General features: G+C 71.5%; 13 protein-coding genes and 1 pseudogene. 9 read left to right on the top strand and 5 right to left on the bottom strand.

The annotated features are described in order from the left end of the window. The first annotated feature begins 3 nt into the window (after positions 1-3). The 6 genes and pseudogenes from ACHBTE_RS13125 (at position 4) to ACHBTE_RS13100 (ending at position 7240) form a co-directional block, all read left to right on the top strand. A complete protein-coding gene (locus ACHBTE_RS13125) occupies positions 4-1221 on the top strand; it encodes an aminotransferase class V-fold PLP-dependent enzyme (protein WP_394723916.1) in 1218 nt (405 codons plus the stop codon). Positions 1222-1314: 93 nt separating this feature from the next. Next, entirely contained in the window at positions 1315-2082 is a 768-nt protein-coding gene (locus ACHBTE_RS13120; protein WP_394723945.1) for a class I SAM-dependent methyltransferase, read from the top strand. A 175-nt stretch (positions 2083-2257) separates the two neighbouring features. Beyond that, positions 2258-3385: a GNAT family N-acetyltransferase gene (locus tag ACHBTE_RS13115; protein WP_394723915.1), complete on the top strand. Its 1128-nt coding sequence runs from the start codon at positions 2258-2260 to the stop codon at positions 3383-3385. 144 nt (positions 3386-3529) lie between these two features. Then, positions 3530-4793, top strand: a pseudogene (locus ACHBTE_RS13110) (DegT/DnrJ/EryC1/StrS family aminotransferase). 62 nt (positions 4794-4855) lie between these two features. Next, positions 4856-6592 carry a DNA polymerase/3'-5' exonuclease PolX gene (gene polX, locus ACHBTE_RS13105; protein ID WP_394723914.1) on the top strand — a complete coding sequence of 579 codons (1737 nt, stop codon included), beginning with the start codon at positions 4856-4858 and terminating at the stop codon, positions 6590-6592. 195 nt (positions 6593-6787) lie between these two features. Then, a complete protein-coding gene (locus ACHBTE_RS13100; protein WP_394723913.1) occupies positions 6788-7240 on the top strand; it encodes a phospholipase in 453 nt (150 codons plus the stop codon). An 84-nt stretch (positions 7241-7324) separates the two neighbouring features. On the opposite strand, the gene ACHBTE_RS13095 is transcribed toward ACHBTE_RS13100, so the two are convergent. Then, the gene (locus ACHBTE_RS13095) at positions 7325-9616 is read right to left on the bottom strand and encodes a heavy metal translocating P-type ATPase (protein ID WP_394723912.1); all 2292 of its coding nucleotides are present in this window, start codon (positions 9614-9616) and stop codon (positions 7325-7327) included. A 234-nt stretch (positions 9617-9850) separates the two neighbouring features. Here ACHBTE_RS13095 and ACHBTE_RS13090 point away from each other — a divergent pair, with 234 nt between their 5' ends. Then, positions 9851-10843: a hypothetical protein gene (locus tag ACHBTE_RS13090; protein ID WP_394723944.1), complete on the top strand. Its 993-nt coding sequence runs from the start codon at positions 9851-9853 to the stop codon at positions 10841-10843. A gap of 52 nt (positions 10844-10895) precedes the next feature. Here the strand turns inward: ACHBTE_RS13090 and ACHBTE_RS13085 are convergent, their stop codons facing one another. The 3 genes from ACHBTE_RS13085 to ACHBTE_RS13075 all read right to left on the bottom strand — a co-directional run bounded on the left by ACHBTE_RS13085 (position 10896) and on the right by ACHBTE_RS13075 (position 14547). Next, a complete protein-coding gene (locus ACHBTE_RS13085) occupies positions 10896-11549 on the bottom strand; it encodes an isochorismatase family protein (protein WP_394723911.1) in 654 nt (217 codons plus the stop codon). 91 nt (positions 11550-11640) lie between these two features. Beyond that, the gene (locus ACHBTE_RS13080) at positions 11641-13476 is read right to left on the bottom strand and encodes a glycoside hydrolase family 15 protein (RefSeq protein ID WP_394723910.1); all 1836 of its coding nucleotides are present in this window, start codon (positions 13474-13476) and stop codon (positions 11641-11643) included. Between the two features lie 291 nt (positions 13477-13767). Further along, on the bottom strand, positions 13768-14547 hold the full coding sequence (locus ACHBTE_RS13075; RefSeq protein ID WP_394723909.1) for a DeoR/GlpR family DNA-binding transcription regulator: 780 nt from the start codon (positions 14545-14547) through the stop codon (positions 13768-13770). Between the two features lie 135 nt (positions 14548-14682). Between ACHBTE_RS13075 and ACHBTE_RS13070 the strand changes: the two genes are divergently transcribed. Together ACHBTE_RS13070 and ACHBTE_RS13065 are read left to right on the top strand one after the other, a co-directional pair. Next, entirely contained in the window at positions 14683-15564 is an 882-nt protein-coding gene (locus ACHBTE_RS13070) for an SIS domain-containing protein (RefSeq protein WP_394723908.1), read from the top strand. A gap of 56 nt (positions 15565-15620) precedes the next feature. Then, the gene (locus ACHBTE_RS13065; protein ID WP_394723907.1) at positions 15621-16481 is read left to right on the top strand and encodes a ketose-bisphosphate aldolase; all 861 of its coding nucleotides are present in this window, start codon (positions 15621-15623) and stop codon (positions 16479-16481) included. Here the strand turns inward: ACHBTE_RS13065 and ACHBTE_RS13060 are convergent. After that, positions 16471-17604, bottom strand: a complete 1134-nt coding sequence (locus ACHBTE_RS13060; RefSeq protein WP_394723943.1) for a methyltransferase — start codon at positions 17602-17604, stop codon at positions 16471-16473. The genes ACHBTE_RS13065 and ACHBTE_RS13060 overlap by 11 nt on opposite strands. Between the last annotated feature and the right edge of the window lie 41 nt (positions 17605-17645).

Raw genomic sequence — 17645 nt, 5'->3', positions numbered from 1 at the left:
CGGATGACCGTACCCAGGACCGACGACCAAAGTCCGGCTGTCATCGAGGAGTTGGGGGAGTGGCAACGGGATCTGCGGGCGCGGTTCCCGATCGTCACCGCGCACCCGGAGCTCGCCTACCTCGACAGCGCCGCCACCGCCCAGAAGCCGCAGGCCGTCCTCGACGCCGTTCACTCCTACCTCACCACGACCAACGCCAACGCCGGACGCGGCACCTACCCCTGGGCCAACCGGACCACCGCCCTGGTGGAGCAGGCCCGCGACCGGGTGAAGCGGTTCCTCGGCGACCCCGCCCCCCAGGCGTCCGCGGTGCACTTCACCAGCGGTACCACCGAGGGCCTGCGCACCATCGCCCGTGACTGGCTGCCCCGGCTCCTGGCCGACGGCGACGAGATCGTCGTCCCCGTCGCCGACCACGAGGCCAACATCGTGCCCTGGCTGGAGACCGCGCGGCAACTCGCCCGGCAGGGCGTCCATATCGGCGTGCGGCCGATGCCGTACCAGCGGGCGTCAGGCGACTACGACCACACCGCGCTCGCCGATCAGGCCGGTGGGCGCACTCGGTTCGTCGCCGTCACCCATGTCCACCACGTGTACGGCGGCGACATGAACATCCACCGCATCCGCCGGGCGGTCGGCGCGGACGCGGTGATCTGTCTGGACGCCGCCCAGAGCGTCGGCCATCTGCCCGTGTCCGTGGCCGAACTGGACGTCGACTTCGTCGTCTTCTCCGGACACAAGGCCATGGCCCTGCCCGGCACGGGAGCGGTCTGGGCTCGCCGGACACGGGGGCCGGACTTCACACCGGGCGGCTGGGCGGGCACCCCCAACACCGTCGGCATCGCCTCCCTCACCGCTGCCCTGGACTGGCTGGACGCCGCCGGCACCGACCGGATCGAGCGATGGACCGTCACCCTGGCGTCCCGGCTCACCGACGGGCTGCGCCGTCTCGACGCCTACGAGGTCCTGGGCTGCCAGGCCAGCCTCGCCGCCGACTCCTCGGTGCAGCGGCGCCAGGGCATCGTCACCTTCCGGCACCACGGCATCGACTCCCCGGACCTCGGGTTCATCCTCTTCAGCCACGGCTTCATGGTCCGCTCCGACCAGCACTGCCAGGGCAGCGCGGGGGAGCGGACCGGCTCGGTGCGGGTGAGTCTGCACGTCCACAACACGGTCGAGGAGATCGACCGGCTGCTCGCCGTGCTTGCCTCGCTCGGGTGACGCGCCCCCGTACGGCGGAATGGGAACCGTTTCCACCTGTAGGGTCGGCGCGGACGGTGCGGACAGGTGCGGAACGGCGAGGTGCACGGCGGGATGGGGCTGAGCCTGGCGACGGCGGAGCGATGGGTGCGGCGTTGGGAGCGCCAGCAGCAGCGGTACGCCGTGGACCGCGAGGAACGGTTCACGGTGATCGCCGATGTCGTCGAGGACACCGTGGCCGGCCGCCGTCCGTCCGGACCCCTGATCGTGGACCTCGGCTGCGGACCCGGCTCCCTGGCGGCCCGGCTGGCCCGCCGGCTGCCGCACGCCGACATCGTGGGCGTCGACATGGACCCGCTGCTGCTGGAGCTCGCCCGCACCCACCACACCGACGCCGCCCGCTACGTCGACGCGGTGATCGGCGAGGACGGCTGGACCCACGCCCTGCGCCTCGACCGCCCGCTCGACGCCGCCGTGTCGACGACGGCCCTGCACTACCTCGCCCCGGACGCCCTGCACCGCACCTACCGACAGCTCGCGGCACTGCTGCGCCCCGGCGGCGTCCTCGTCAACGGCGACCACTTCCCGCCCGACGACGCCGTGCTCGGGGATCTCGCCGAGTGCGTCGGCCGCCGCCACGCCGAACGCGCGCACGCTCTCGCGCACGAGGACTGGGACGCCTGGTGGAAGGCCGCCGCGGCGGACCCCGAACTGACCGACCTCCTCGCCGAACGCCGCCGCCGGCAGCCGGTCGCAGGCGGCCACAGCGCCGTACGCCTCTCCGTCCGGGCACACGAACGGCTGCTGCGGCAGGCGGGGTTCCGGCATGCCGGCGCCGTCTGGCAGTACGGCGACAGCCACGTCCTCGTCGCCATCCGCTGATCCGGCACGGCATCGCCACCGCGTCACCAAGCGCTGCTAAAGGATCCTTCAGGCGCCTTGACAGTGTGCGTACAGGTTCGCGACGTTTGAGCTCGCCACAAAGCTCGACATGGGGGACACGGTGGCGAGATGCCCGAAAGCGTCTCTTGGGGGACTTTGGGGGGGAGCGGTCGCGATGCGATCCACGAGTGCCATCACCATTCACAGACCCGAGGAACTGGACGAGTCGCTGCGCCGGGCGTGGCACCGGGCGATGGACGAGTCGCCCGACTACGCCAACCCCTTCCTGGCCCCGGAGTTCACGCTCGGGGTCGGCAGGTACCGCAAGGGGGCGCAGGTCGCGGTGTTGCACGACGGCGGGGAAGCCGTCGGCTTCTTCCCCTACGAGCGCACCGTGTACGGAGCGGGCCGGGCCATCGGGCTCGGCCTGTCCGACTGTCAGGCACTGGTGCACCGGCCGGGAGTGACCTGGGACACCGGGGAACTGCTGAGGGCCTGCGGACTGGCCGTCTTCGAGTTCGACCATCTCGTCGAGGAACAGCCGCCGTTCGGCCCGTACGTCACCGGGACGTTCGCCTCTCCCGTCCTGGACCTCAAGCCCGGCGAGGGCGACTACCCGGCGTGGCTGCGCGCCACCTACCCCGGGCTGGCCAAGACGACGCTGAAGAAGGAACGCCGCCTGGGCCGGGACGCGGGCGAGGTGCGGTTCGTGTACGACGAACGCGATCCGGCCGCGTTGCGCACACTCATGCGCTGGAAGTCCGCCCAGTACCGCAGGACGGGGCGGATGGACCGGTTCTCCAAGCCATGGATAGTGGATCTGGTCGACCATCTCTTCCAGGTCCGCGAGGAGCACTTCACCGGCGTCCTGTCCGTGGTGTACGCCGGTGACCGGCCGGTCGCCGCGCACTTCGGGCCGCGCTCGCGCTCGGTGTTCGCGGCCTGGTTCACCGCCTACGACCCCGAGTTCGGCTACTACTCGCCCGGCCTGATGATGCATCTGCGTCTGGCCGAGGCCGCGGGCCGCGACGGGGTGACGCTCATGGACATGGGGCGCGGTGAGAAGGAGTACAAGGACTGGCTCAAGACGCGTGAGCTGCGGGTCGCCGAAGGGTTCGCGGCCCGCCCGCACCCGGTGGCGGCGGCCCACCGGCTGTGGCGCAGACCGGTGCGCGGGCTGAGGAACACCGTGCTGGCCCATCCCCGACTGCGCGACCCCGCCGACCGACTGCTGAAGACCGTCGGCGCACTGCGCACCTCTCTCCTGGCCCGCGCGCCGGGCGCCGGGGCCCGCGCCCGCTGAACGAGGCCGCTCCTGTCCTTCGCCACGCGACGGTGTCCTCACCGGCCGCGGCCCGGGATCCGCCCCGCTTCCGCCGCCGGCCGCGGGCGCGCACCACCCGCCCCGGGCAATCCGACTTCGGACCCTTCCACGGAAGAGGTGACCATGCCGTACGGATCGCGGCTCGCCGCGATGATGACACGGCGCATCGGACGCGAATGCGTCTACACGCCCTCGGCCCGACTCGCCCTGTACCTGGCGCTGCGGCGCTGGTGCCGGCCGGGCGCACGGGCGCTGATGTCCCCGGTGAACGACGACGTGATCCTCTTCGTCGTCCTCGCCGCCGGACTGCGCCCCGTACAAGCCCCCGTGTCCCGCTGGGACGGCAACATCGACCCGGCCGCCGTACCGGAGTCGACCTGGCGCAACGTCGACGCCGTGCTCACCACGAACCTGTACGGCCTGCCGGACCGCGTCGTCGAACTGCGCCGCCGCTGCGATGCGTTGGGCATCCCCCTCATCGAGGACGCCGCGCACGCCATCGGCACCCATGTGGACGGACAGCCGATCGGCACCTTCGGGAAGGCCGCGGCGTTCAGCCTGTCCAAAGCATGTGGCGGCGATGGCCGGCGGCTTCCTCGTCGTCGAGGACGCCCGCACCCGGCGCGAGCTGGAGCTGCTGCGCGACGACCTCCTGACGCCCCGCCGCCTGTACGCCGACCTCGCCACGACACTGCGCCCACTGGCACGGTCCGCCGTACGCACGCTGCACCTGGTGCGCCCGGTGTGGCGCACGATGCAGCAACTGAAGCTGCTGGAACGCGAGGACTTCCGGATGGCCCTGCACGCGCCCCGCCTCGCCGGCAGCGCCCGTCAGGCACCGAGCCTGGCCGCGTACGAGCCCTGGGTCCGGGTCGATCTGCACGGCTTCCGCTCCCGCCACGGCGCCCTGGTCCGAGGGCAGTTGGAGCTGCGGATGGCCCTGCTCGACGGCGACCTGGCCCGGCGCAGGGCCGGTGTCCTGCAGCTGTCGGGCACCACCTGGGCCACCCCGGCCCTGCGGGACCGGACGGCTCACGACGGGCCGCCGTCCCTGTTCCGGGTGCCGCTCCTGGTCCACGACCGCGACCGGCTCCTCGAACGCCTGGTCAGCCATGGCGTCGTCACGGGGTACGTCTACGACCCGCCGCTCGACGACTACGCGGGTGCCGAGTTCGTCGAACCGTCGCCCGACCCCGCCGCCGCCCGCTGGTTCGCCGCCCACACCCTGCCGGCCGACCCCCTCATGGCCCGCAGGATCACCAGAGCCCTCACCGAGGAACGTGTCACCCCGGCGCACCCGCCGCTCCCGGCCCAGCTCCCCGGACCCGGCGCCACGACCTCACCGCCCACGCCCCTCGGCCGTCAGGGGGTGCCCGAGGCCCCCTGACAGAACCGTGCCCGGCGGCGCCGGACCGCGCCACCCGGAGCCGTCCTGCCTACCCTGGAGGTGTGGCTCGGCCCAACGACGAGGTCGCCGCGCTGCTCCAGGAGTACGCGGACCTGATCTCGATCACCGGAGGGGACGCGTTCAAGGTACGCGTCTACGAGAAGGCCGCCCGGGCGATCGGCGGCCATCACGCCGACGTGTCCAAGCTCGACGTCAAGGGGCTGAAGGAGATCCCGAACGTCGGCAGGTCCATCGCCGAGAAGGTCGTCGAGTACTTCGCCGACGGCAGCGTCTCGGCCGTCGAGGAACTGCGGGCGAAGATCCCCGCCGGCGTCCGGCAGCTGACCGCGATCCCCACCCTCGGCCCGAAGAAGGCGCTGGTCCTCTACGAGGAACTGGGCATCTCCACGACCGACGAGCTGGCGGACGCCATCCACGAGGAACGGCTGCGCGATCTGAAGGGCTTCGGGCCGAAGACCGAGGAGAACATCCTGCACGGCATCGGCCTGCTCCAGTCCTCCGGCGACCGGGTCCTGATCGATGTCGCGATGAGCCTCGCCGAGGACATCGTCGCCGAGATGTCGCAGGTCACCGGCTGTGAGCGGTGCTCCTACGCCGGGTCGCTGCGCCGGGTGCGCGAGACGATCGGCGACATCGACATCCTCGTCGCCGCGAAGAAGGCGCCGCCGCTCATGCGGGCCTTCACCGAGCTGCCGGACGTCTCCGAGGTGATCGCGCACGGCGAGAAGAAGACATCGGTGCGCACGGGCAAGGGCCTCCAGGTCGACCTGCGCGTCGTCCCGCCGGACTCCTGGGGCGCGGCCATGCAGTACTTCACCGGGGCGAAGGCGCACAACATCCGGACCCGGGAGATGGCCGTCCACAAGAAGCTCAAGCTGTCGGAGTACGGCCTCTTCGACGCCGAGAGCGGCAAGAAGATCGTCTCCGAGACCGAGGAGGACGTGTACGCCCGGCTCGGCCTGCCCTGGATTCCGCCGACCCTGCGCGAGGACCGGGGTGAGATCGAGGCCGGACTGCGCGGCGAGCTGCCCGAACTGATCGAGCTGACGGACATCCGGGGCGATCTGCACACCCACACCGACCTCACCGACGGGCTCGCCCCACTGGAGGAGATGGTCGCCGCCGCCGCCGAGCGCGGCTACGCCTACTACGCCGTCACCGACCACGGACCCGACATGGCCATGCAGCGGATGACCGACGAACGGATCCTCGCCCAGCGCGAGCAGGTCCGTGCGCTCGACGGGACGTACGGCAAACGGGGCGGACGCGGGGGCATGCGGGTGCTGCACGGCGCGGAGCTGAACATCGGCCCCGACGGTGAGGTGGACTGGCCGGCCGAGTTCCTCGCCGGCTTCGACCTGTGCGTGGCCTCGGTGCACTCGCACTTCAACCAGGGACGCGAGGCACTCACCCGGCGGATCGTGCGGGCTTGCGAGAACCCGCACGTCCACATCATCGGTCACCCCACCACGCGCATCATCGGTAAACGCCCCGGCATCGACGCCGATCTCGACGCGGTCTTCGCCGCATGTGCCCGCACCGGCACCGCCCTGGAGATCAACTCCCACCCGGATCGGCTCGATCTGCGCGACGAGGACATCCTGCGGGCCCGGCGGCACGGTGTGCGGTTCGCCGTCGACAGCGACGCCCACGCCGCCATCCACCTGGCCAACCTGCGCTACGGCGTCGGCACGGCCCAGCGCGGCTGGCTCACCAAGGACGATGTGATCAACACCTGGCCGCTGACCCGGCTGCGGCGCTTCCTGGCCAAGGGCTGACCGGGCCGGGGTAGGGGGGCGAGGCCGCGGGCGGTGGCACGCTGCGCATGGCAGGCGCCATGCCGGACTCACCGCAACATCCAAGAGTTAAGGGCGCATTGGGGTACATGTGGTGTGAAGGTTGGTTGGCGCGTCAATCATCTTGTCATGAACCTGCGACCCGACGGACGGGTCGCAGTCTCATGGAGGTGTGGAATGCACCGCAGACTTGCCACCGCACTGACCGCCTCGACCTTGACCCTCGGCACCGTCCTCGGCGCCGCCTCGGCCGCCGAGGCCGCCCCCGCGGACAAGCCCCAAGTCCTCGCGAGCTGGACCCAGACCAGCGCGTCCAGCTACAACTCCTGGGTCGCCGCCCGCAACAACCAGTCCGCCTGGTCCGCCTACTCCTTCGACTGGTCCACCGACTACTGCTCCTCCTCGCCCGACAACCCGTTCGGCTTCCCGTTCTCCACGTCCTGCGCCCGGCACGACTTCGGCTACCGCAACTACAAGGCGCTGGGCGCCTTCAGCGCCAACAAGTCCCGCGTCGACAGCGCATTCTACGAAGACCTCAAGCGCGTGTGCGCGCGCTACAGCGGTGCGTCGAAGTCCGCCTGCAACAGCACGGCCTGGACCTACTACCAGGCCGTGAAGGCCTTCGGCTGAGAGCATCCGCACCAGCACGGAGGGGGTGCCGCTGAGGCGGCACCCCCTCTTCTGCCTTCGGTGACCGATCGCTTCGGTGGGCGATCAGCCCGCCGCCCTGAACGACCGCAGCCGCAGCGAGTTGCCGACGACGAAGGCCGACGAGAAGGCCATGGCCGCGCCGGCGATCATCGGGTTGAGCAGTCCGGCCGCGGCGAGCGGCAGGGCGGCGACGTTGTAGGCGAAGGCCCAGAACAGATTCGACCGGATGGTGCCGAGCGTCCTGCGGGCGAGCCTGATGGCGTCGGCCGCGGCACGCAGGTCACCGCGGACCAGGGTGAGGTCACCCGCCTCGATCGCGGCGTCCGTGCCGGTGCCCATCGCCAGGCCCAGATCGGCCTGGGCGAGCGCGGCCGAGTCGTTGACGCCGTCACCGACCATCGCGACCGAACGGCCCTCGCTCTGGAGGCGCTTGACGACATCGGCCTTGTCCTGCGGCAGCACCTCGGCGACGACGTCCTCGGGTGCGATCCCGACCTCGCGGGCGACGGCGTGGGCGACGGCGGCGTTGTCACCGGTCAGCAGCATCGGGGTGAGACCGAGAGCGCGCAGTCGCCCGATCGCCTCCGCGCTGGTCTCCTTCACCGCGTCGGCGACCTCCAGGACGGCCCGCGCCCGACCGTCCCACGCCACCACGACAGCCGTCCGCCCGGCCGCCTCGGCGTCCGCCTGGGCGCGCCGCAGCTCCTCGGGCAGTGTGATGGCCCACTCCGCCAACAGCCGCTCCCGGCCCACGAGTACGGCATGACCTTCGACCACACCCTGCACCCCCAGACCCGGCACGTTCGCGAAGTCCTCGGGCGTGGGCAACGACGTCAGCCTCTCCAGCGCCCCGTCGGCGACGGCACGGGCGATCGGGTGCTCGGAGGAGTGCTCCAACGCGCCCGCGAGACGCAGGACCTCGGCTTCGTCGGCGCCCTCGCCCGTGTGCACGCCCAGCAGCGTCATCCGGCCGGTGGTCACCGTGCCCGTCTTGTCGAGGACGATCGTGTCGACCTCGCGCGTGGACTCCAGTACCTCCGGGCCCTTGATCAGGATCCCGAGCTGGGCGCCCCGCCCCGTGCCGACCATCAGCGCCGTCGGCGTGGCCAGGCCCAGGGCGCACGGGCAGGCGATGATCAGTACGGCCACCGCGGCGGTGAACGACGCCGCCAGACCCACGCCGTTGCCGAGCCAGAAGCCGAGGGTGCCCAGGGCGAGGGCGATCACGCTCGGCACGAACACGGCGGAGATGCGGTCGGCGAGCCGCTGCGCCGTGGCCTTGCCGTTCTGCGCGTCCTCCACCAGCCGGGCCATCCGGGCGAGTTGGGTGTCGGCACCCACCCGGGTCGCCTCGACCACCAGACGGCCGCCCGCGTTGATCGTGGCACCGGTGACCGGGTCACCCTCGGCGACCTCGACCGGCACGGACTCACCGGTGAGCATCGAGGCGTCCACCGCCGACGAGCCCTCGACCACGGTCCCGTCGGTGGCGATCTTCTCGCCGGGACGGACGAGGAATCGGTCACCGACCCTCAACTCCGTGACACCGACGGTACGTTCGGTGCCATCGGCGCCCAGCACCGTGACGTCCTTGGCGCCCAGCTCCAGCAGTGCCTTCAGCGCCGCGCCCGCCTTGCGCTTGGAGCGCGCCTCGAAGTAACGGCCGGCCAGGATGAAGGCGGTCACCCCGGCCGCCGCCTCCAGGTAGATGTTCCCCGAGCCGTCGCCGCGGGCGATGGTCAGCTCGAAGGGGTGCGTCATGCCGGGTTCGCCCGCGCTGCCGAGGAACAGTGCCCACAGGGACCACAGGAACGCCACCGAGGTGCCGACCGAGATCAGCGTGTCCATGGTCGCCGCGCCGTGCCGCAGATTGGTGAACGCCGCCTTGTGGAAGGGCCAGGCGGCGTAGGTCACGACGGGTGCCGCCAGTGTGAGCGACAGCCACTGCCAGTACTCGAACTGAAGGGCCGGGATCATCGCCATCGCGACGACGGGCACGGCGAGCGTCACGGCGGTGATCAACCGCTCCCTCAGCGGCCGTAGGCCGTCGCCCGGGTCGTCCCGGTCGCCCCGTTCGTGCCCGCCGTCGCGTCCGCCGGCGTCCTGGCTGCGTGGGACCGGCGGCGCGGGCTCGCGCGCGGTGTATCCGGTCGCCTCGACGGTCGCGATCAGGTCCTGGACGGAGACCTCGCCGGTGTGGCTGACCCTCGCCTTCTCGGTGGCGTAGTTGACGGTGGCGGTCACACCGTCCATGCGGTTCAGCTTCTTCTCGATGCGCGCCGCGCACGAGGCGCAGGTCATGCCGCCGATGGCGAGTTCTACCTCGGTGGCGGGGTGGGGCGCGGTGGTGGTCATCGCTGCTCCTCGTGCGGTGGGGTCGCGCCAGGTGCGGCCGGGCTCGGAGGGTTCGGGGGCCGGTCGGTTCAGGCGGTGGGGGTATACGGGGTGGGGGTATGATTGGTCAGAGGTCCTGTATACCCCTAGGGGGTACCGAAAGCAAGCTGGGATCGGGGCAGGATCGGGGTTGACTTAATACCCCCCAGGGGTATCGTGAGCGGCATCGAGGCCACCGGAGATCAGGAGATCGCCATGCATGCCGGACTGAAGATCAGCGCGTTCGCCGCCGCTCTGGCCGCGACCTTCGGCACCGCCTACGGCGTGGGACAGGGCATCGACCCCGTCGTCGAGGACCCGGCGCCCGCCCGGCACGACAGCCACAGCGCGGAGGCCGCGCCGAAGCCGGAAGGAGGCGCCGGCCACGGCGACCATGGCGGGAATGAGACGAAGCCGGCCGGAGGGCTCCAGATCTCCGAGGGCGGCTACACCCTCGACCTTCGGACCCCGAGCGTCGCGGCCCGGGAGCGGGCCGACCTGAGCTTCGTCATCCGCGACAGCGGGGGCCGGGCCGTCACCGCGTACCAGCGCGAGCACGAGAAGGAGCTGCACCTCATCGTGGCCTCACGCGACCTGGTCACCTACCGCCATCTGCACCCCACCCGCGCCGCCGACGGCACCTGGAGCATCCCCGTCGAGCTGCCCCGCGCCGGCGGATACCGCGTCTTCGCCGACTTCACCCCGGCGAAGAAGAACGCCGAGAACCTCACCCTCGGCGCCGACCTGGCGGCCGCGGGTAGCTACGAGCCGCAGCGGCTGCCCGCGCCGGGCTCCACCGCCGAGATCCATGGCTACGACGTCCGTCTCGACGGCGGCCTGCGCCCGGGCAGGGCGAGCGAGCTGAAGCTGAACGTCTCGCGAGACGGCCGCCCCGTTACCGACCTCCAGCCGTACCTCGGCGCCTACGGTCATCTGGTCGCCCTGCGCTCCGGTGACCTCGCCCACCTCCATGTCCACCCCAACGGCGAGCCCGGCGACGGCGCGACGAAGCCCGGCCCCGGGATCTCGTTCACCGCCACGGCGCCGAGCAGCGGCACCTACCGCCTGTTCCTCGACTTCAAGCACGACGGGAAGGTGCACACCGCGGCGTTCACGGTCCGGGCCGGTGGGCCGGCGCCCGCGCAGGAGACCACAGCGGGGGACGCGCAGGACTCCGGACATGCCGAGACGCCGGGACATGGGCACTGAGGTGAGTCCGGGCCCGGCAGGGCCCCGAGGTGCTCGGCCGCGCCGCCGCCGCTCACACCGCTGCCGCTGTCGCCACCGGCACGGCCGGTTCGAAGACCTCCAGCACACGTCCCGTGGACGTCACCGTCCCGCAGGTGTCCGCGACCCATTCGAGCGCGAACTCATGGCTCCCGGCCGAGAGATCGGCGATGGCGTCCGCGACGACGAACGGCTCCAGGTCCTGCACCCAGGCGTCAGCGGCCGTCATCAGCACACCGACCCGGGCGAACAGCCCCGTGATCACGACCTGGTCCCGCTCCAGGTCGCGCAGCCGGCTGTCCAGCCGCGTACGGGCGAAGGCGCTGTGCTTGCGAGTGGTGAGCACCGTGTCCCCGGTGCGCGGTTCGACCTGCGCGGCGAACGCCTCGCCGTCCCCGTCCGCCGGGGCGCCGGACTGCTGTACGTACGAGGCGGCTCCGCGCTCGCCGGCGGGCACCGAGTGGATGACGGGGACGCCCGCGGCATGGGCGACGCTCACCAACCGGACCGTGTTGGCGAGCAGTTGGGGGATCGGGGCGCCCTGCTGCTCCAGCGCGCGCACGAAGCGCCGCTGTAAGTTCAGGACTACGAGCGCCGCTCGGGCCGGATCGAGGGTCCACCCCGTCGTGTCGTCGGGCAGCATCTCGGGGGTCGGCATGACGTACGGGAAGATCGAGCCGGAAGTCATCTGGGGTGCCCTTCGGGTGAGTTGAGGGAACCCGTATTAGGTTAGCCTCGCCTAAATTCGATGTCTTGCGGGTGACCGTCGTGATCCCGCCTCACCCGAGCGCGCGGTCCAGGTTGAAAGCCGCGCTGATCAGCGCGAGGTGGGTGAACGCCTGCGGGAAATTGCCCTGTTGCTCACCGGTGTGGCTGATTTCCTCGGCGTACAGGCCCAGATGGTTGGCGTACGTCAGCATCTTCTCGAAGGCGAGGCGTGCCTCGTCGATCCGGCCGGCGTGCACCATCGCCTCGACGTACCAGAACGAGCAGATCGAGAAGGTGCCCTCGTCGCCGTGCAGTCCGTCCGGGCTCGACTGCGGGTCGTAGCGGTAGACCAGCGAGTCGGACACCAGCTCCTCGGTGAGCACGTCGAGGGTGGACAGCCACTTGGGGTCGGTCGGCGCGATGAACTTGGTCAGCGGCATCATCAGTACGGCCGCGTCCAGCACGTCACCGTCCTCGTGCTGGACGAAGGCGTTACGCCGCTCGGACCATCCGCGCTTCATGATCCGCCGGTAGATCGTGTCCCGGCTCTCCCTCCAGCGCTCGAGATCGGCGGGCAGCCCACGCCGGTTGGCCATGCGGATGGCCCGCTCGATCGCCACCCAGCACATCAGCCGCGAGTACAGGAAGTTCTTGCGTCCGCCGCGGGTCTCCCAGATGCCCTCGTCCGGCCGGTCCCAGTTCCCGCACACCCAGTCCACCAGCGCGCACACGTCCTCCCACTGGTCGCTGGAGACGGGCTTGGCCCACTTGTCGTAGAGGTAGACCGAGTCGATCAGGGCACCGTAGATGTCGAGTTGGAGCTGGTCGGCGGCGGCGTTGCCGACCCGCACCGGTGCGGAACCGAGGTGTCCCTCCAGGTGGTCCAGCTCCCGCTCGGGCAGATCGCTGCGGCCGTCGATGCCGTACATGATCTGGAGCGGGCCCGACGGCTTGCCGTCGCCCGGTGTGATGTGCCGGGTGACGAAGTCCATGAAGGCCTCGGCCTCGCCGGTGAAGCCCAGGCGCAGCAGCGCGTACACGCAGAAGGCGGCGTCGCGTACCCAGACGTACCGGTAGTCCCAGTTGCGTTCGCCGCCGACCCGCTCGGGCAGGCTCGTGGTCGGCGCCGCCACGATGGCGCCGGTGGGCGCGTAGGTGAGCAGCTTCAGGGTGAGGGCGGAGCGGTGCACCATCTCCCGCCAGCGGCCCCGGTACCGGGAGGCGGACAGCCAGTGCCGCCAGTACGCCACCGTGCTGTTGAACTGCTCCTCGGCCTCGGCCCGCGCGCACCGGCGGGGGGTCACGTCCCCGCCGACCTGGTCCAGCGCGAACACCGCCGACTCGCCCTCGGCGAGTTTGAACTCGGCCCGCGCATCCTGGCCGTCGGCCTCCAGCGGCACGGTCGCGGTCAGCCCCAGGGTCAGCTTCGCGGACTCGAAGACGGCGACATCGCCGACCATGCGCAGCGTGTGCGGCCGGGCGCCGTAGTCGAAGCGGGGCGCGACCCGGGTCCGGAAGGGGATCGATCCGCGCACGCACACCACGCGTCGGATCAGCCGATGCCGCTCGGTCTCCACCGCGTCGCCGCCGACCGGCATGAAGTCCTGCACCTCGCCGACGCCGTCCTCGGTGAAGAACCGGGTGATCAGGACGTTGGTGTCCGGGAAGTAGAACTGCTTGGTCCGCGCGGGTACCGCCGCCGCCAGCTCGAAGCATCCGCCCTTGTCGGCGTCCAGGATCGCGGCGAAGACGCTCGGCGCGTCGAAGGAGGAGCAGCAGTACCAGTCGATCGTGCCGTCCGTCCCGACCAGCGCCACACTGCGCAGATCGCCGATCAGCCCGTGCTCGGCGATGGGCAGATAGCGCGATCCCGCCGGTACGCCGTGGTCGCTCGGTGTCGTGCTCATCGCACCCTCCTCGCCCCACCGTGCGCTTCGCTCCCAGCCTAGGGGGAATCGGGGGTCGGGGCGGCCGGGATCGGCGCCGGGGCCCTGCCGGTGCGGCCCGGCGGGGGTTCGGATCGGCCGGCCGGTGCACTCCCGCGCGTGCTGGGGCTCGGCGATCGTCGTCAGGCGAGGACCAGGGCTCAGACCTGACCGATGCCGGCCGGGGCGGACCACGGCTCGCCCCCCGTCGAGCACCGCTCGCGGACCGGCGTCAGCCCGGCGCAGGTGACCGCGGGTCGGCTCCGCCGGGGCTCAGACCGTGATGACCCTCAGCCCCGCCTCCTCGAAGCGCCGCACCGTCTCCGGCGTGGCCGCCGTGTCCGTGACCAGTGTGTTCACCGCGTCGACCGCGCAGATCCGGGCGAACGCCCGCTGCCCCAGCTTGCTGGAGTCGGCGGCCACGATGACTCGCTCGGCCCGTTCGCACAGCAGCCGGTTGATCGCCGCCTCCGCCTCGTCATGCGCCGCGGCGCCGTGCGTGACGTCGAAGGCGACGACGCCGAGTACGGCCACATCGATCGTGATCTGGGCCAGCACCCCGTCCGCGAGCGGTCCGATGAGCTCGTACGACTGGGGGCGCGCGACCCCACCGGTGACCACGATCTTGAACTGGGGTCGCACGGCGAGCTCGTTGGCGATGTTGAGTGCGTTCGTGACGACGGTCAGCGCGGGCGAGCCGGACCCCAGGTCCCCGCGTACGGCCAGGGCCCGCGCGACCTCGGTGGTCGTCGTGCCGCCGGTCAGCCCCACCGCCTCGCCGGGCGCCACGAGGTCCGCGACCGCCTTGGCGATGCGCTGTTTCTCGGAGGCGCGCCGGGCGGTCTTGTAGCGCAGCGGCAGTTCGTAGGACACCCCGTGCACGACCGCCCCGCCCCGTGTGCGGACCAGCATCTGCTGTTCGGCGAGCTGATCGAAGTCACGTCGGATCGTCGCCGCCGACACCCCCAGCTCGGCCGCCGCCTCCTCGACGTCCAGCCGGCCCCGCTCGACGAGCAGCTCCAGCAGCGACTTCCAGCGGGCGTCGCGCGACATCCGGCCTCCATTGCTCGATCTCCTGGCGACCTTAGCGCACCCCTTTCAGCCAGTCATGCTTGATTCTGCTCGAAAAGACGCTATATCTTGCAAGAACAATCATTCAGGCTGCATGGGGGCCGGGAGGGTGGCGGCATGACGCATGTCGAGGACGAGCTCAACAGCCAGCCGGAGTGCTGGACGCGCGCCGCGGAGCAGGCCGCCGGAGCCGGCGGGCTGCTTCCGGTCGCGGGGGAGCGGGTCGCGGTCGTCGGCTGCGGGACCTCGTACTTCATGGCGCAGGCCTACGCCGCACTGCGCGAGGGGTCGGCCCAGGGAGAGACCGACGCCTTCGCCGCCTCGGAGTTCCCGCACGGCCGCTCCTACGACCGGGTCCTCGCCCTCACGCGCTCCGGCACCACCACCGAAGTACTCGACGTGCTGGGACGGTTGAAGGGACGCACGCGCACCACGGCGATCACCGCCGACCCGGACACGCCCGTCATGACGGGCGCGGACGAGGTGGTCGTGCTCGACTACGCGGACGAACGATCCGTCGTGCAGACCCGCTTCGCGACCACCGCCCTCACCCTGCTCCGCGCCCACCTCGGGCTGCACACCGACGCGGCTGTGGCCGACGCCCGCACCGCGCTCACCGAGGACCTGCCCGAGGGGCTCGTGGACTGCACCCAGTTCACCTTCCTCGGCCGCGGCTGGACGGTCGGACTGGCCAACGAGGCCGGACTGAAGATGCGCGAGGCCTCGCTGTCCTGGACCGAGGCCTATCCGGCGATGGAGTACCGGCACGGCCCGATCAGCATCACCACGAGCGGAACCGCGACCTGGATGTTCGGCCCGGCACCCGAGGGGCTCGCCGAACAGGTGCGCGCCACCGGCGGGTTGTGGATCGAGGGCCGCCTCGACCCTCTCGCCGAACTGGTCCGCGCCCAGCGGCTCGCCGTCTCCGTCGCCGCGGCCCGCGGCCTCGACCCCGACACCCCGCGCCACCTCACCCGCTCGGTGATCCTCGCCCCCTGACGCGCCCCTTCGCGTGCTTGAGACGCGCACCCTTCGCGTGCTTGAAAGGACAGGCCGTGCCCCTCGTGACCACCGGCGAGCTCATCGCCGGCGCCGCCGCCACCCGTTCCGCAGTCGCCGCCTTCAACGTCATCACTCTGGAGCACATCGAGGCGGTCATCGCCGGCGCGGAGTCGGTGGGTTCGCCCGTCGTCCTCCAGGTCAGCGAGAACGCCGTCAAGTTCCGCTACGGGCGGCTGATGCCGCTCGCGCGCGCGGCCGTCGCCGCCGCGGAACGTGCCACCGTCCCCGTCGCCCTGCACCTCGACCACGTCCAGAGCGACGACCTGCTGCGCCAGGCGCCGGGCGTCGGATTCAGCTCCGTGATGTACGACGCGGCACGCCTGCCCTACCTGGACAACCTCGCCGCGACGAAGGCCGCCGCCGACTGGGCGCACGCCCAAGGGCTGTGGATCGAGGCGGAGTTGGGGCGGCTCGGCGGCAAGAACGGTGAGTCGCCGCTCGACGCCCACGCCCCCGGCGCGCGGACGGACCCCGCGGAGGCGCACGCCTTCGTCGCCGACTCCGGTGTGGACGCCCTCGCGGTGGCCATCGGCAGCTCGCACGCCATGACGACCCGCACCGCGACCCTCGACCACAATCTCCTCAAGCGCCTCTTTGCCGCCCTGGACGTCCCCCTCGTCCTGCACGGCTCCTCCGGCGTCCCCGACGACGAGCTCACCGCGGCCGTCGCGGGCGGCATCGCCAAGGTCAACGTCGGCACGGCCCTCAACGTCGCCATGACGGGCGCGATCCGGGAATTCCTCGCGGCGAACCCCGACGCGGTCGACTCCCGCACATACCTCAGCGTGGGCCGCGAGGCGATGGTGCAAGCGGTGGCCCGCATCATCGCGGTGCTGGGGACCGCTACTTCTTGACCGCCGCCAGCACCACGAACTTCGGGTCACTGGCGACCAGGCGGCTGTTGCCGAACAGCCGCCGCAGCTTCACGTGGTAGCCGAGATGCCGGTTGCCGATCACCCACAGCTCACCGCCCGGCTTCAGCGCGCGCCGCGCTCCCGTGAACATCCGCCAGGCCGTCGCGTCGGTCGTCGCCTGATGGGAGTGGAACGGCGGATTGTTGAGCACCAGGTCGACGCTGCCGGCCGGCACACCCGCCATGCCGTCGCCGACCCGGAACTCGGCCTGCCCGGCCACCCCGTTCGCCTTGTACGTCGCCTCCGCCGACGCCACGGCCTGGAACGACTCGTCCACGAACAGCACCTCGGCGTCCGGGTTCGCCAGCGCCACTGCCGTACCGACGACACCGTTGCCGCACCCGAGGTCCACCACCCGCCGGTGGCCACCGCCGCCCGGCAGATGCCCCAGGAAGAACCTCGTGCCGATGTCGAGCCGCTCGGCGCAGAACACCCCCGCGTGATTGACGACCGTACGACCCGAGGCGGCGCCGATCCCGTCGGGGAGGGTGTAGGTGTACGGCCATGGGTTGGCGGGCCGGGCCGGCGACGGCTGGGGCGTGCAGAAGATCAACCGGGCTTTCCGCTCCGCGAGAGAGGTGCGGGTCGGGCCGATGATCCGCTCGAACAGCTGGAGCGTGGAGGTGTGGATCTCCTTCACCATGCCGGTGCCGACCACGACCGTGCCCTCGTGCACCGCGGGCGCCAGCCGCAGCAACTGGTCCTCCAGCAGCGCAAGGCTCTTCGGCACCCGCACGAGAAGCACGTCGATCCGGTCCGGCGGCGGGTCCTGTGTCGTGAGCAGCCGGACCGCGCCGGGCTCGACGCCCTGCCGGGCGAGGTTGGCCCGGGTGGCCTCCTGCGTCAGGTACGAGTCCGTGATCTGCGTCGGCCGGTGCGCCGCCAGCGCCGTGACCAGGGCACCCCAGCGGTCACCGACGACCACGACCGTGCCGGACAGCGGGACCTCCCGCTCGGCGAGGTGCCTGAGGAGGTACTCGTCGGAGGCGTCCCAGGCACGCAGCCTGTCACGCGGGTCCTCGGGGAAACGGGCCAGCGCGAGCTCGGCCCAGGGCGTCGTCATCCGGTCGTTCATCGTGCGTCAAGGCTAAGCGACCACAGGGC

The sequence above is a fragment of the Streptomyces sp. M41 genome, from assembly GCF_043673425.1.
In the GTDB taxonomy this organism is placed as follows: Bacteria; Actinomycetota; Actinomycetes; order Streptomycetales; family Streptomycetaceae; genus Streptomyces.
This window is presented reverse-complemented; position numbering and strand designations above follow the sequence as displayed.